The following is a 14,051-nucleotide window of genomic DNA, read 5'->3' on the forward strand; positions in this document are numbered from 1 at the left end:
GTAGATCTCATGACCGTTCGCGTCGGATACTTCCCACACAACAATTCGCTGTTCGTACTGCGCCACACCGGATTCCTCGAACGCCGTCTCCCCGATGTCGAGTGGGTGGACCTGCGTGAGCTTCCCGCCAAGCCTGCAGTGAACCCGGAAAACGCCTTGCCGACCCTGCACTCGGACTGGCTGTTCGAGGAGGGCGGATACGACGTGATCGGAACCGGATTCACGCCGCCCGTCACCGGATTGGCCCAGGGCCGCGATCTCGTCTACATCGGAATCTCCGGCCCCCGCGTGGAGAACGGGCGCCTGGTAGTCAAGGCAGAGTCCGAGATCAACACGGTTGAGGACCTGCGTGGCAAGCGCGTCGGCATCGCGCACGGATCGTGGCAGACCACACTTTTGTTGTTCGCCTTGGATCAGGCGGGGCTGACCTGGTCCGACATCGTCCCTGTCGACACCGACGTACGCGGTGGTGGAGCGGACCTCGTCGACGGCACCATCGATGCCTGGGTTGGCGCGTACCCGGGGCTGACGGACATCGAAGCGAACCACGAACTGCGCACGCTGATCGCCACCGACGGACTCTTCAGCCACCCCTCACTGTGGTTCACCCGGCGCGATTTCGCGGATACCAACCCGGAGGCCCTCCAGGCGATCATCGAGGCCCTGCAGGAATCCGACGCCTGGATCGAAGCCAACCCCCGCGAAGCCGCCCAGGTCTTCGTCGACGACGTCGAGAAGCGTGGCGGGTCCGCGAGCCTCGATGCCTGGGAAGCTGCACTGCGCGGACGTCCTTTCGGTGTCAACCCTGTCACCGACGAGTTCCTGGACGAGCAGCAGCGCGCGGCCGATCTCCTGCTGAGCAACGGACTACTGCCGAAGGCAGTCACCGTCCGCGAAGCAGTCGTGCCGTGGATCAGCGAGTTCGTCGGTTCGGATCGTTCGTCGATCTGAGGACCCACTCCTGACAGATCCGCTTCACACGTGACAGATACCGAACGGTCTGCCATTGTGAAGGAATGCGGCGGCGCGTGGGTGAGAGTTGGTCCACGCGACCAGTCTCAGGGGTAACCCCTGGGTCGGCCAGAAGAATTGGATACTGCGTCCACCGGCGTTCGGCACGCTCCGCGTGCTTGCCGCCGCACCGGACAAAGGATTTGGTCACCCCGCCCCGTCGCATCCCGGAGTCGAATCATGCGTGACTTCGAGCTCGATCCCGAGTTGGCGCGTCGTCTGGCCGTTGCGGCCGCTGACGCTCCGTGGACCCTCAGCGGCCTCGAGGAGGCATTCGGAACCGTCTTCGACGTTTCCCCGACGCTCCTGGCCGTGCGCGTTCTCGACCTCATGCCCGCTCCACCGTTCGAACCGCAGACTCTGTATCGATTGCTTCGCGAACTACCTCGCCTGCGGCCTGTTCCTCTCTCACTGGACACCAATGAAACCTCGGTGTGGCGGTTCGACGTTCCCCGCTACAACACCAGTGTGGACCTGGCTCGTTCACTGGATCTGACGATCTCCGAACTCGAGTGGTTCGCCGACCGAGGGGAATGGCTCCGCACGAAACCCCGACCGCTACGCCACTACCGGCCGATGCAGATCAGCAAGAAGGCCGGCGCTCGCCTCCTCGAGGTACCGAAACCCCGATTGCGCGAAATTCAGCGGAAGATCCTGCGCCGCATCCTCGACCTGGTGCCCCCGCACGACGCGGCACACGGATTTGTCCGTGGTCGAAGCCCTCTGACTTTTGCAGCGCCGCACGCACAGTCGGAAATCGTGATCGGCGTCGACCTCGCGCAGTTCTTCCCCTCGATCAGCGGCAGCCGCGTTCACGCCGTCTTCACAGCCCTCGGCTATCCACCCGCAGTGGCAGGTGTTCTCACCGGATTGTGCACTGTTGCAACACCTGCCGATACCCTGCGCGGCCTTCCGTATGCACAGGCATCACAGCTACGCACCGCGCATCTTCCGCAAGGCGCGCCAACTTCGCCTGCACTGGCGAATCTCGTCGCACGCAAACTCGACATCCGCTTGAGTGGACTCGCACAAGCGAACTGGCTCACCTACACCCGATACGCCGACGACCTCGCGTTCTCTGGAATCGAAGTAGCCGACGTCGGCACCCTCCTCTGGACGGTCGAGCAGATCGCCAGGGACGAAGGGTTTGCCATCCATCCACGAAAGACCAAGGTGATGCGCCCTCATCGACGCCAACACCTCACCGGGCTGGTGATCAACGACCAACCCTCGTATCCGCGCGACGACTACGATCGCTTGCGCGCCCTGCTGCACAATGCCGCCAGCACTTCTGCGCAGGAACAGAATCGGGATGGCGTGGAGAACTTCCGCGCCCACATCTACGGCCGGATCGCGCACATCGGCGAAACCAGCACTACACGCCGACGCACATTGCTGCGCCTGGCTGAACGTGTGGATTGGGACGGTTAGTGCCCGCGAGCAGTCAGAACCGCGGGGTGTAGGCCATGCATTCGACTTCCATGTGCGCACCCAGTGCCAGTCCGTCTGTTCCGAACGCACTGCGGGCCGGCAGTCTCGACGCCGGGAAGTACTCGAGGTAGACCTTGTTGAACTCCTGCCAACGAGACATGTCGTCAAGCATGACAGTACATTTGAAGATTGCTTCGACGCCGGAACCGTAAGCGATCAGCGAAGCCACGATGTTCTCCATGGTCTGACGAGCCTGCGCTTCGAAGCCGTCGGCCAAAGTCCCGTCCGGGAGCATGCCGATCTGACCCGACAGATACAGAACGTCTCCGACGCGCACTCCGGTGGAGAACGGCGTATCGAAAGCGGGTGGGATGAACTCGACGGTCTGAGATGAATCCATTAGATCTCCTCGGAGTTAGAATATGCGTGACGAGTTGGCGTTTCAGCGCACTGGGCGCGCACGAACATCGGCCAGGAAGTGCGCCACCAACTCGTTCCACGCGTGTGGGTCCTCGAAATAAGGGGAGTGGCCGCGGTCGGCAAGTTCGACCACTTCGGCGTGGGGCAGGAACTCGGCGGCGCTGCGAATCCGCTCGGGTGTCATCAAATCGTCCAGCTCACCCGCGATCAGCAGAACCGGCGCCGTCACCGCGGCAAGATCGCTCGGCGAGTAGTTGTGGGCCTTGAGAATTCGGAAGAACTCGGTGTCAGGTGGGCGATGACCGAAGGTGCCGAGAGCTTGGTACAGGTATGCCCTCGCCATGTCCAAGCTCGGCAACCGTCCGCCCACAGCGGGATGCTCCCCCAGGGGCCGCGCGGTGACGGGTGCTGCGGTGAGGGGAGGTGCGCTGTCCGGACCGAATCCGACGGGAATGCCGCCGGTCGTGCAGGCCAGGACTACCGACTCCACCCGGTCCGGAACAGCGATCGCGGTCCCCAATGCGGCCCAACCGCCCATCGACTGGCCGACCACGTGCGCTCGATCAACCGCCAACAGGTCCATGATTTCGATCAGATCAGAGACTGCCGCTACCGGGCCGTGGTTGCCGTTCTCGTTGGTAGAGCGGCCGAATCCTCGCTGATCCCAGCTGATCACCCGATAGTGCTGAGCGAAGTAGGGCACCTGCTGGTACCAGACGGCCGCATTTCCGCCGAGACCGTGCGTGAGAATCAGATCCGGGCCCTCGCCGGCAGTCTCGTACCAGACCCGTTCGCCGTCTGCGACGGTGATGAAGCCCTCGGTCCTTGAAATCATCCTTGTTCTCCTGTGTCGGACGGGCGCTTGCCCGAAGTGTGGTCAGTGAGGAGTTGCTGCACTTCATCGGTGGCCCGCAGCAGGTGTTCTTCGACCATTCGCGTCGTTTTCGCATCGAAGTCGGTATCGAAACCGATCACCGTCAACGCACAGAGCGGAGACCCCTTGCGGGAAGACACTGCACGCGAGACCGAACCGATGATGTCCTGAGATCGTTTGTGGACAACGGCGAATCCGGTTTTCTGCGTCTCGGCGATGTCGGCGAGAAAGCCGGTGGGTCCTTCCAGTGGATAGCCACTCTTCTCCACCATCGCCAGGTAGGGCGCCCGGGTGTTGTCCTCGAGTGCCGCCACCAACGCGAGCGGACCCGCGAACCGGTGCGGCGGAAGCAGATCCCCGAGCATACGAGTGATCATCTTGAGTCGCTCGGGACGCAGCGCCGCGATGATCCGCGTCCCGCCGCTCTCGAGAACCTGCAGATTCACCATCATGTCCGTGCTCTCGGACAGCACCCGCATGGTCGGATCGCACAAGGCCGCCAACGAATGCGCTGCCGCTTCGTGGGAAACCTGCAGTGCAGCCGGGCCGGGGAGATAGCGACCGTCGTAGCGGAAGACCCAACCACGGTTCGCGAGTTCTCCGAGCACTCGGTGCGCAGTCGGGCGGAGCATCCCGACTTCTTCTGCCAGTTCGCTGAGCTTCATCGGCGTGGTCGAGCGCGCGATGGCCTCGAGTAGATCCAGCGCTTTGTCGACGGCGGACGCAGAACCCTTCGTCATCCGATCCCCTCCCGGTGCCGTGGATGTACCCGGCGATCCGAAATCTCGTGTTCTTGGAAAACCCTTGGCATTCGCCTAGGAAATTACTATAGTCACAACAATCGTTCCGGCGTACGGAATTCTTTGAGCGTCTTCACCTTCCCACCGGATTACCGGCAAGGAAGTCATATCTTTCCCAGCGAGAGGTTTTCGGACATGACGGTTGGACTTACCCTTCGGTCGACACCACGGTTCAGAGTTGTTGCCCTGGCCGCAGTCGCGACCGCGGCATTGGCACTGACAGGCTGTTCGAGCGACGCCACGGCCTCCGACGACGGGGGCACCCAGACCACCACGATTCGAATCGCACCTCAGCCGATCGCGGACTTCGCACCGATTTGGCTCGGCATGGAGCAGGGGTACTTCACCGATGAGGGACTCGACATCCAACTCGTGGAGGGCGGCGCTAGTTCCTCGGCTCAAATTCCGTTGTTGCTCAGCGGAAATGCAAATATGGCAGCCACGACTGCCGCTGCCGCAATTCAGGCACGGAGCCAGAACATGCCCGTCACCATTGTCGGCGGGCTCACGAATTTTGCCGCAAATGACAGCGTCGACCAGTCCGGTCTCGTGGTCGCCAAGGACAGTTCCATCAGCGGCTTCCGTGACCTCGAAGGCAAGACCGTCGCGATCAGCGGTTTGAAGTCCGTCAGCGAAGCAGTCATCTCTGCCGCGGTGGAGAAATCCGGCGGAGCAGCGAACAAGGTCTCGTTCATTCAGGCGCCCATGCCCAACCTCGGCGACCTGGTTTCCACCGGCGGGGCCGACGCGGCATTCCTCATCGATCCGTTCCTGAGTAAAGCAACCGACTCGGGGCTGAAGATCCTCGGCCACCCCTTCCCCTTGGCCGCACCCGGTGTACCGGGGACCTCGCTGGTCGCTTCGGAATCGTTTGTCAATGCGAACCCTGACTCACTCGCGAAATTCCGTACCGCGCTTGCCAAATCAGTTGACTACGCCAATCAGAATCCGGGCGCGGTCAAGGCTGCACTCTCGACACAAGCCAAGATTCCGCTCGAAATGCTGGCCAACAGCAAGAATCCTCAGTTCGTCGCAGTAGTGGAACCGGGTGCTCTCGGCACGGAGATCGAACTGCTGGTCAAGTACGGGGTACTGACGGATTCGGTCGAGGCCGAATCCCTGCTGACCCCGGCCAACTGAGTTGTCCGCCTTGACAACCCTGCAGACTCGCCGCAGGCAGGTTCTGCTCGGTCGGCTGCTGACGCTCTTCGCGTTGGCAGCCGCCTGGCAGATCTTCGGAATGCTCGGCGACGAGGACGTCAAAGGTATTCCGAAGTTCAGCGACGTGGCAGTGGCCTTTGTGAACGAGCTCGGCACGTCCTCGTTGTGGACATCACTGGGACAAACGGTGACCACCACGGCGATCGGATTGGCGCTGTGCCTGGTGATCGGAATCCCGGCAGGGCTGCTGCTCGCCGCGCACCCGTTCCTGACGGTCTCCTCCCGCTTCGTCATCGACTTCTGCCGAACCGTTCCGCCGCTCGCAATCATTCCGCTCTTTCTGCTGATCATGGGCCCGACGCAACGGATGGCGGTGGCACTGATCGTGGCAGTAAGTGTGTGGCCGATTCTGCTCCAGACGATTCACGGTGTGCGCAACGTCGACCCGGAACTGCTGGCCACCGCACGATCCTTCCGACTTCCACTGTGGCGCAGGCTCGCTCTCGTCGTCGCACCGGCGTCGATGCCCTACATCTTCACCGGGATTCGCATCTCGGCAACACTGAGCTTGCTGCTGACCATCGGTGCAGAATTGATCGCGGGCGTGCCGGGACTCGGTAAGGAGATCCTGCTGAGCCAATCCGTTCCCGATCGAATGTTCGCACTGATCATCGTCGCCGGACTACTCGGAATGCTGCTCGCCTTCGCCGTGATGGCGATCGAGAATCGTTTACTTGCCTGGCATTACATCCCGAGGAGGATGACGACGTGAAGATGATGTCAGGACTTCGACTCCTCGCGTGGGAGTTGTGGCTGCCGATCTTGATCGTCGTCGTATGGTACTTCGGTTCGGAGTCGAGCAAGTCGCCTTACTTCCCGCCGCTGTCACGTATCTGGAAAGCGTTTGTGGACAACTGGTTCGGTCCGGGATTCGCCCACGACGTCGTACCGAGCTTGACCAACCTTGCCTTCGGTCTCGCCGTGGCACTGGCGGTCGGCGTCGGTGCCGGTCTCCTGCTGGCGCTGTTCCCGCTGGCTGCCGACATTGCCGATCCGTTTCTCCAGTTCTTCCGCGCTATTCCGGCGCTGGCCGTATTACCCGCACTTTTCATCGTTTTCGGAACCGGTTCGACGGGTAACGTTGCCGCCATCGCCTTCGGCGCGGTCTGGCCGATACTCCTCAACACCCTCGACGGCATTCGCTCCATCGACCCGAGTATCCGATTGGTGGCGCGCAGCTACCGGATCCGTACACCCCTCCTCGTGACGCAGGTACTCCTCCCCGGAGCGATGCCGCAGATAACAGTCGGTATCCGCACCAGTCTCGCGATCGGTGTCGTCATCATGGTCGGAAGCGAAATGTACGTCTCCACTGCAGGAATCGGTCACTTCGTGATCGTCGCGCAACAGACCTTCGCGATCGCCGACATGTGGTCCGGAATTCTCCTGCTGGGAATCATCGGATACGTGCTCAACCTCGGATACGGCGTGATCGAACGATGGTTGCTCAGATGGCAGCCGCGGACCCACGACGCTCTCGCAGTGAAAGGAAACTGATGTCATCCACAGAATCTGCGGCATCGAAACCCGCAGTCGAACTGTGCGGCCTCGGGGTGACCTACGGCGGTCCCACCGGCCGCGAAGTGCTCCGCGGCATCGATCTGTCCGTTGCACCCGGAGAAATCGTCTGCATCGTCGGCCATTCCGGCATCGGCAAGAGCACGCTGATTCGTTGCATCGCCGGTCTGCAGAAGCCGACCACTGGTGAGGTCCGCATCGCCGGGATCGCGATCGATGCACCGCCGGCCACGCTGGCTCTCGTGTCACAGGACTACGGACGCACACTGATGCCGTGGCTTCGAGTGGGCGAGAACGTTCGCCTGCCGCTACGGGGCAACGGTCTGGCGCGGAAGGTTCAGAACGAGAGGGTTAGCGATGCACTTGCCGTTGTCGGTCTAGGCGGTGCTGCGCGTTCCTACCCCTGGCAGTTGTCCGGCGGAATGCAGCAGAGAGTGGCGATAGCTCGCGCTCTCGCCTATCGGCCGCAGGTACTCCTCATGGACGAACCCTTCGCGTCGGTCGATGCGCAGACCCGCGCGGAACTCGAAGACCTGCTGCTGACGCTTCAGCGTGATCTTGGCATCACCGTCCTCCTCGTCACCCACGACGTCGACGAATCGGTGTACCTGTCCGATCGAGTGGTCGTCCTCGGCGGAACTCCGGCATTGACGCAGGACATCGTCGACGTCCCGTTGACCGGAGCTCGAGATCAACTGACCACCAAGGCAGACCCACTGTTCATCGAGTGCCGTACCAGGGTCCTGTCCGCGATCCAGCAGTCGAAGGTGGTGGCGCCCGTGTCGTAAGCGCCTCGCCTAGGCTGGCTCCGTGATCCTTCTCCTCATCGGCCTCGCGCTGCTCGGATTCTGCGGCTACCGGTTCAGGCAGGATCGACGGAGGCTGAGCAACGGCGTCTACCTACTTCTCGGACTGATCTTCACCGGTCTGTGGATGTTGCAGTCGGGTGCGCCGGGAACCGAGGTCCCGTCGTTCGTCATCGCGACGATCGCTCTGCTCTCGCCGTTGCTGGTGCTCATGCTTGCAGGATTCCTGATCGTCAACGGAGTCACGATGCTGCGGCGCGAGGGATTCAGCGTCGCGAATCTGCTCTCACTCGTCGCCGGACTCGGCCTGCTCGTTCCCTACGTGTTGCTCGCATCAGCGCTGCTTACGCAGAGATATTGGCTCGCAGTCGTTCTCGGTTCGTTCAGCCTGGTCGCGTCGTACCTGGGGTTTCTGTTCACGAGCTTTCTGCTCTACTCCTACGTCTACGGACGCCAGAAGTACCAGCCCGGGATGGACGCGATAGTGGTGCACGGCGCCGGGCTTTCGGGCGCCGACGTGACACCCCTGCTTGCCAGCCGTCTGGACAAGGCGGCCGACGTCTTTCGCGCCGAGGTCCGCGAAGGACGTTCACCACTGTTGGTCGTGAGCGGTGGGAAGGGTTCGGACGAGGTGGTCAGCGAGGCGGAGGCAATGTGCGTCTACCTCGTCGATCACGGGATACCGCGCGAGAGCGTGATTCTCGAGGACCGCTCGACCACCACGCTCGAGAACCTCGAGTACACCAGGGACCTTCTCCGTGCCAACACCACGAAGCCTCGAATGGTGCTGGTCACCAGCAACTTCCACATCCTCCGAACTGCGACGTTTGCCCGAAGCCTCGATCTGGATGCGGAAGTCATCGGTTCCCACACCGCCCGGTACTACCTGCCGAGCGCCATTCTGCGCGAGTTCGCCGCCGTCACGGTGGAGCACAAGTGGCTCAACGGAACGGTCTGCCTGATCCTGGCCGCCCTGCCCCCACTGGTGGTCTGGGCGGCAGGAGGCATTTCGTAGCCGGATTCAGCGAATCAGGTTCTCGACGGCCATCGGTCGGCGACCCAGAAGCAGTTCGACGGCCGCGCTGCCGGCAAGAAAATCGTGGTGGTTGTAGAACTCGAACATCGCCGCCAGACGCGAGCTGGCGTTGACGCCAAGGCTGCTGCCGATCTGTTCGCGCCATTGATCCACGCTGATCTGATCTATCGCGACGGTCCGTGACGTCTGCTTTTCCACCATCTGTGCCACCTCCATGACGCTCAGAGCTTGCGGGCCGCCCACCTCGTACGTCGCTCCGTGATGTTCACCCGAGCCCTCGCTCAGTACGACCGCGGCAACAGCCGCCACGTCCGCCAGACTCACGAACGAGAACTTCGTTTCCGCGCTGTACGGCAGGACGATGGTGTCAGATCGGCCCGTGAGTACCGCCTCGAAATTCTGCGCGTACGCACACGGTTGCAGCACAGTCCATTTCAAGGGTGAACGATGCAGCTCGTCCTCACACCTGGCTTTGTCCAGGTGATGCGGCATGGACGGGCTGAACGGCCACGCGACGGAGTGATAGACAAAGTGCTCCACTCCCGCCGAAGCCGCTGCCGTCAGCGCATTGCGAAGCAGTGCGGGCTCGTCGGGATGGACGTTCGGGGCAATGAAGTACACGCCTCGGCACCCGGCGAGCGCCTTGCGCAGTCCGCTTCCGGTTTCCAGTTCTACCTCGAAGTCCCCGTCGACACGCGCCTTTCGCACCAGTCGCCGAACTGTCACGCTCGGCGGCAGTGCGGCGACGACGGCCTCACCGGTCTTACCCGCGGCGCCGATCACCGCGATGTCGGCGCCGCGAGCAATTCCGTTCTCCATGAGAGTTTTCCGTCCTAGACGTAGTCGTAGACCGCTGAGGTGGCGCCACCGGAAAGCTGCGCGTAGCCCGGACCCCGATCGAAGAAGGGCTCGTTCTCACCGCGCTCCGAGCGCAACTGATCCCGCAACTCCGTGGTAGCAGCCTCGTCGACGGTCGGCTCGTCACCCTCGATCACGACAACACCGTAGTCGTCGCGTGCACCCTCTACGGAAACCTTGCGCCACTGAATGTCTCGCAAGACCTCCTCGATCGGGCGCTCCAGTGGATCTCCCCAACCGCCACCACCGGTGGTGCGAATCCGTACGACCTCGCCGGCCTTGATCGGCTCGGCATCGGTCAGCGCGTCGAACTCACGCTCGTTCGGTCCACCCGGATCCAGGACCACGGAGAACGGCCGACCGGCCTTGCCGCCCTTGACTCCCCAGCAGGCGAGGATCGAACGATCCGCAATGGACATGAAGTGAGCATCCTTGAGCATCCGGATGTGCTTCTCGTATCCCAGACCGCCGCGGTAACGTCCGGCTCCGCCCGAATCCATGGCCAGACCGAGCTTCTCGACGATGAAGGGGAAACGGCTCTCGGTGAACTCGGTCGGCAGGTTCCGTGAATCGGGAACGACGTGAATCGTGTCCTCACCGTCGGCGTAGTAGCGTCCGCCCGAACCGCCGCCGAGCACCTCACGCATGAGATACGAGTGACCCTCGAAGTCCTCACCGTAAACACCGGTGTACCTGATGGTCTCCTGATCGGCGGGCATGTTGCCGTCCACAGCCTTGGCCACGACGCCGGCCAGCACTCCGAGCAGACGGAGGATGACAAACGTGCGAGCGTTGGTGGGAGCGGGGAAGATCGGGGTGATCAGTGTTCCCTTCTCGGGGAACTTCATCTCGATCAGCGGTACGACGCCCTCGTTGACATCCAGTTCGGCCATGCGCTCCGGGGTGTCCGCGAGGTTACGCAGAATCGGGGCCAACCACTTGATGAGGAAGTTTCCGTCCGCGTAGTCACCACAGTGGTTGATCGGGCCCTTTGCCTGCGGTCCGGTTCCGTTGAAGTCCAGGATGAGTCGCTCGCCACCCTCGTCCTCCGGCCGCGTCTTCGTGAGCGTGATGCGCTGGATGTGGAGCATCGGCTCGTCGACGCCGTCGTGCTCGGCGTAGTCCTCCCACGTGTACTCACCGACCGGGATCTTGCTGAGGATCTCGCGGCGGTACGTCTCGGTGGTCGCGTCCATCATCGCGTCGAAGCACGACTCGACGGTGTCGACGCCGTAGCGCTCGAACAATTCGGTGAGTCGACGCGCACCCATCAGGCACGCCGAGCACTCGGCGTCGAGATCGGCTGCGAGAGCGTCGGGCATGCGGGAGTTACGCGTCATGATGCGCAGCGCCGCCTCGTTGGGAACTCCCTGGTCCCACAGTTTGATCGGCGGAACCATCAGTCCCTCTTCGTACACCGTGGTCGCGCCGGACGGCATGGAGCCGGGGCAGCAACCGCCGATGTCGTCGTGGTGACCGAATGCCTGAACGAACGCAACAACCTTCGGCTCGGCATCGGGAGTGACGCGGGCGAAGACAGGCACCGTGACGCAGAGGTCGGGGAGATGGCCGATGCCACCTTCGGACAGGTAGACGTCGTTGTGGAAGTACACGTCTCCCGGCTTCATCGTCTCGAGCGGGAAGTCCCGGGCGATCGGATGAACCAGTGCGGAATACGAACGGCCCGTGAGCTTGCGGAGGTTCCGGTCGTGAATACCCGCGCGGAAGTCGTGAGCGTCACGGATCATCGGTGAACGCGAGGTGCGCGAAATGGAGGTCTCGACTTCCATTTCCACGCTGGCGAGGTAACCGGCGACGATCTCGACCAGAATCGGATCAGGTGACGTGCCGTCGGTAGCGGTGAGTCGGTACGGCTTGGCCGCGGTGGCAGCAGCAGCATCGAGAATGGCGGTCATCACTTCACTCCGTTCGAGTCGGAAGACTTCGAGATACGAATGTTCCCGAAGGTGTCGATACGTGCCGAGAATCCGGGATGGATCGGGACAGTCGAGCTGAACTCCTCGATCACGGCCGGTCCTTCGATGACGTCACCCGCACCGAGCAGTGTGCGATCGTAGGTGGCCGTTTCGACCCAGCTGTCGAAATACGATTGACGCGAACCGGTTCGAGCGGTGTCGGCGCCGGTGCCGGCCGGGATCTCCTTGAGCGTCGGACGCTTGATCGGGCCGATGCCACTCACGCGCAGGTTGACCCATTCCACGTGCTGCGACGGGTCTCCCCGGAAGTCGTAGCCGTACAGCTCGCGGTGCGCCTGGTGGAACGCCTCGGCCGCGTCGTCCATGATCTGCGTCGTGACGGTACCTTCCGCCACCGGGACGCGCACCTCGAATGCCTGACCAAGGTAGCGCAGATCCGCAGTACGAGAGTACTTACGCTGCGTCTCGTCGAAACCCTCTTCGGCAAGCGCAATCTCGGCTTCGCCGGCCAGCGCGTCGAACTGGCTCTGCAGGTCTTCAGCCTTCAACCGGTCGTGACGACTGACATGCGTCTGGACGTAGTCGTTGCGGACATCGACCGTCAGCAGACCGAACGCGGAGACGTTACCCGGATTGAGCGGGACGAGAACGTCTTTCAGACCCAGGATGTCGACGAGACGGCAGGCGAGCAAGGAGCCGGAGCCGCCGAACGTCACGAGGGTGAAGTCGCGAACGTCGAGGCCACGCTTGACGGTGATCTGACGCAGGGCGTTGGCCTGGTTCCACGCCGAGACCTCGAGGACGCCGACCGCGCACTCCTCGAAGCCCAGACTGAGCTGTGTTGCAAGCTCTTCGAGGCCCTTGCGTGCCAATTCCGTGTCGAGAGGAATCTCGCCACCGAGCAGGTGGGGTGGGATGCGACCGAGCAGGACGTGCGCGTCGGTGATGGTCGGTTCGCTGCCGCCCTTGCCGTAGCACAACGGTCCGGGATCGGCGCCGGCCGACTGAGGGCCGACTCGGAGGGTGTGTTCCGGCGTCATCCACGCGATCGACCCACCACCGGCGCCGACGGTCACGACGTCGATCATCGGGATCTTCGACGGGTAGTTGCCCACTCGCCCTTCGGTGGTCAGCGCGGGCTCGCCGCGAACCACGACGGTGACATCCGTCGACGTTCCGCCGCCGTCACAGGTCAACACCTGCTCGACGCCGGCGGCGTCGGCGATCAGCGCAGCACCGAGGGCTCCGGCGGCCGGTCCCGACAGGACTGTCGTAATAGGCTGGTGAACAACCTCTTTGGCCGACAGGACACCGCCGTTGGACTTCATGACGTAGAACGGGATGTCGCGGGGTTCACCGTCGGTGGTCGAGAACTCACGCAGACGATTCGCGATGTTGTTCACGTAGTTGCGGATGTTCGGCTTGACCGCGGCGTCCACGAGTGTGGTGATGGACCGCTCGTATTCGCGGTACTCACGCAGCACCTGGCTCGAGATGCTCACCGTCGCATCGGGGAAAACTTCGAAGAGGATGTCGCGTACGCGCTCCTCGTGCGTCGGATCGGCGTACGAGTGCATGAGGCAGACGCCGATGGTCCGGATCCCGCGGTCCTTGAAGAATTGCGCTGCGCTGCGAACGCTCTCTTCGTCGAGCGGACGAATCTCGCTGCCGTCGAAGGAAAGGCGTCCACCGACGGTGCGTACACGATCGGCGGGGACGATGCGTTCGGGCTTGACCCAGAAGTACGAGTTGCCGTAACCGTCCGGCACCGACTGACGAGCGATCTCGAGAACGTGCTCGTAGCCCTCGGTGGTGATGAAGCCGAGGTTCTCGACCTTGCCTTCGAGCAGCTTGTTCGTCGCTACGGTCGTGCCGTGGCTGACCGCACCGATGGAGTCGCCACTCTCACCGAGCTTGGCGAGTACCTTCTCGATACCGGCGAGAAAGCCCTCGGCGGGGTCCGCCGGGGTGGACGGGGTCTTGGTGGTGACGATGGCGCCGGTTTCGTCGTCCACTGCCACGATGTCGGTGAACGTTCCGCCGGTATCGATACCGACCCGAATCTTCCTGGGTTCCACGCTTCCTCCTGAGATCTTTGGCTCGTCTCGTCTGGTACCGATCGACGGTTGCGGCCTAGCC

Annotated in this window: 13 protein-coding genes; 7 read left to right on the forward strand and 6 right to left on the reverse strand. The window is 62.7% G+C overall.

The features are described from left to right. Nucleotides 1-9 precede the first annotated feature (9 nt). Both G9U53_RS06985 and G9U53_RS06990 read left to right on the forward strand, forming a co-directional pair. Nucleotides 10-951, forward strand: a complete 942-nt coding sequence (locus tag G9U53_RS06985; RefSeq protein WP_054187226.1) for an ABC transporter substrate-binding protein — start codon at nucleotides 10-12, stop codon at nucleotides 949-951. 240 nt (nucleotides 952-1,191) lie between these two features. Next, nucleotides 1,192-2,442, forward strand: coding sequence for a reverse transcriptase family protein (locus G9U53_RS06990; protein ID WP_082661502.1), 1,251 nt, complete (start codon nucleotides 1,192-1,194; stop codon nucleotides 2,440-2,442). Nucleotides 2,443-2,455: 13 nt separating this feature from the next. Here G9U53_RS06990 and G9U53_RS06995 read toward each other — a convergent pair whose 3' ends face one another. The 3 genes from G9U53_RS06995 to G9U53_RS07005 are packed head-to-tail and all read right to left on the reverse strand — an operon-like array spanning nucleotide 2,456 to nucleotide 4,476. Next, complete coding sequence (locus G9U53_RS06995; protein WP_050656904.1) at nucleotides 2,456-2,842, reverse strand: RidA family protein; 387 nt, start codon at nucleotides 2,840-2,842, stop codon at nucleotides 2,456-2,458. Between the two features lie 42 nt (nucleotides 2,843-2,884). Continuing rightward, nucleotides 2,885-3,697: an alpha/beta hydrolase gene (locus G9U53_RS07000; protein ID WP_050656903.1), complete on the reverse strand. Its 813-nt coding sequence runs from the start codon at nucleotides 3,695-3,697 to the stop codon at nucleotides 2,885-2,887. Then, nucleotides 3,694-4,476 (reverse strand): helix-turn-helix domain-containing protein, encoded by a 783-nt coding sequence (locus G9U53_RS07005; RefSeq protein WP_003946023.1) that lies wholly within the window; start codon nucleotides 4,474-4,476, stop codon nucleotides 3,694-3,696. The genes G9U53_RS07000 and G9U53_RS07005 overlap by 4 nt, the downstream gene beginning before the upstream one ends. A 195-nt stretch (nucleotides 4,477-4,671) precedes the next feature. Here G9U53_RS07005 and G9U53_RS07010 point away from each other — a divergent pair, with 195 nt between their 5' ends. From G9U53_RS07010 to G9U53_RS07030, 5 genes are read left to right on the forward strand one after another with little or no spacing between them, the layout of a single operon-like run. Continuing rightward, a complete protein-coding gene (locus G9U53_RS07010; RefSeq protein ID WP_050656902.1) occupies nucleotides 4,672-5,676 on the forward strand; it encodes an ABC transporter substrate-binding protein in 1,005 nt (334 codons plus the stop codon). Nucleotides 5,677-5,686: 10 nt separating this feature from the next. Further along, a complete protein-coding gene (locus tag G9U53_RS07015) occupies nucleotides 5,687-6,469 on the forward strand; it encodes an ABC transporter permease (protein WP_007735497.1) in 783 nt (260 codons plus the stop codon). Between the two features lie 2 nt (nucleotides 6,470-6,471). After that, nucleotides 6,472-7,254, forward strand: a complete 783-nt coding sequence (locus G9U53_RS07020) for an ABC transporter permease (RefSeq protein WP_202426591.1) — start codon at nucleotides 6,472-6,474, stop codon at nucleotides 7,252-7,254. After that, nucleotides 7,254-8,063, forward strand: coding sequence for an ABC transporter ATP-binding protein (locus tag G9U53_RS07025; protein WP_058039344.1), 810 nt, complete (start codon nucleotides 7,254-7,256; stop codon nucleotides 8,061-8,063). Before G9U53_RS07020 ends, G9U53_RS07025 begins: the two co-directional genes overlap by 1 nt. A gap of 22 nt (nucleotides 8,064-8,085) precedes the next feature. Continuing rightward, on the forward strand, nucleotides 8,086-9,096 hold the full coding sequence (locus G9U53_RS07030; RefSeq protein ID WP_050656900.1) for a YdcF family protein: 1,011 nt from the start codon (nucleotides 8,086-8,088) through the stop codon (nucleotides 9,094-9,096). 6 nt (nucleotides 9,097-9,102) lie between these two features. On the opposite strand, the gene G9U53_RS07035 is transcribed toward G9U53_RS07030, so the two are convergent. Genes G9U53_RS07035 through G9U53_RS07045 form a run of 3 tightly spaced genes read right to left on the reverse strand, consistent with a single transcriptional unit; the run spans nucleotide 9,103 to nucleotide 13,990 of the window. Continuing rightward, nucleotides 9,103-9,936 carry an NmrA family NAD(P)-binding protein gene (locus G9U53_RS07035; protein ID WP_058039343.1) on the reverse strand — a complete coding sequence of 278 codons (834 nt, stop codon included), beginning with the start codon at nucleotides 9,934-9,936 and terminating at the stop codon, nucleotides 9,103-9,105. Between the two features lie 14 nt (nucleotides 9,937-9,950). Continuing rightward, on the reverse strand, nucleotides 9,951-11,891 hold the full coding sequence (locus G9U53_RS07040; RefSeq protein ID WP_058039342.1) for a hydantoinase B/oxoprolinase family protein: 1,941 nt from the start codon (nucleotides 11,889-11,891) through the stop codon (nucleotides 9,951-9,953). Further along, entirely contained in the window at nucleotides 11,891-13,990 is a 2,100-nt protein-coding gene (locus G9U53_RS07045) for a hydantoinase/oxoprolinase family protein (protein WP_007735491.1), read from the reverse strand. The genes G9U53_RS07040 and G9U53_RS07045 overlap by 1 nt, the downstream gene beginning before the upstream one ends. Nucleotides 13,991-14,051: the final 61 nt, after the last annotated feature.

The sequence above is a fragment of the Rhodococcus sp. D-46 genome (assembly GCF_011290655.1).
GTDB lineage: Bacteria > Actinomycetota > Actinomycetes > Mycobacteriales > Mycobacteriaceae > Rhodococcus_F > Rhodococcus_F qingshengii.

Bases quoted from the DNA above. Each gene is read 5' to 3' on its own strand.
- G9U53_RS06985 (WP_054187226.1), top strand. From the start codon at position 10: ATGACCGTTCGCGTCGGATACTTCCCACACAACAATTCGCTGTTCGTA.
- G9U53_RS06990 (WP_082661502.1), top strand. From the start codon at position 1,192: ATGCGTGACTTCGAGCTCGATCCCGAGTTGGCGCGTCGTCTGGCCGTT.
- G9U53_RS06995 (WP_050656904.1), bottom strand. From the start codon at position 2,842: ATGGATTCATCTCAGACCGTCGAGTTCATCCCACCCGCTTTCGATACG.
- G9U53_RS07000 (WP_050656903.1), bottom strand. From the start codon at position 3,697: ATGATTTCAAGGACCGAGGGCTTCATCACCGTCGCAGACGGCGAACGG.
- G9U53_RS07005 (WP_003946023.1), bottom strand. From the start codon at position 4,476: ATGACGAAGGGTTCTGCGTCCGCCGTCGACAAAGCGCTGGATCTACTC.
- G9U53_RS07010 (WP_050656902.1), top strand. From the start codon at position 4,672: ATGACGGTTGGACTTACCCTTCGGTCGACACCACGGTTCAGAGTTGTT.
- G9U53_RS07020 (WP_202426591.1), top strand. From the start codon at position 6,472: ATGATGTCAGGACTTCGACTCCTCGCGTGGGAGTTGTGGCTGCCGATC.
- G9U53_RS07025 (WP_058039344.1), top strand. From the start codon at position 7,254: ATGTCATCCACAGAATCTGCGGCATCGAAACCCGCAGTCGAACTGTGC.
- G9U53_RS07035 (WP_058039343.1), bottom strand. From the start codon at position 9,936: ATGGAGAACGGAATTGCTCGCGGCGCCGACATCGCGGTGATCGGCGCC.
- G9U53_RS07040 (WP_058039342.1), bottom strand. From the start codon at position 11,891: ATGACCGCCATTCTCGATGCTGCTGCTGCCACCGCGGCCAAGCCGTAC.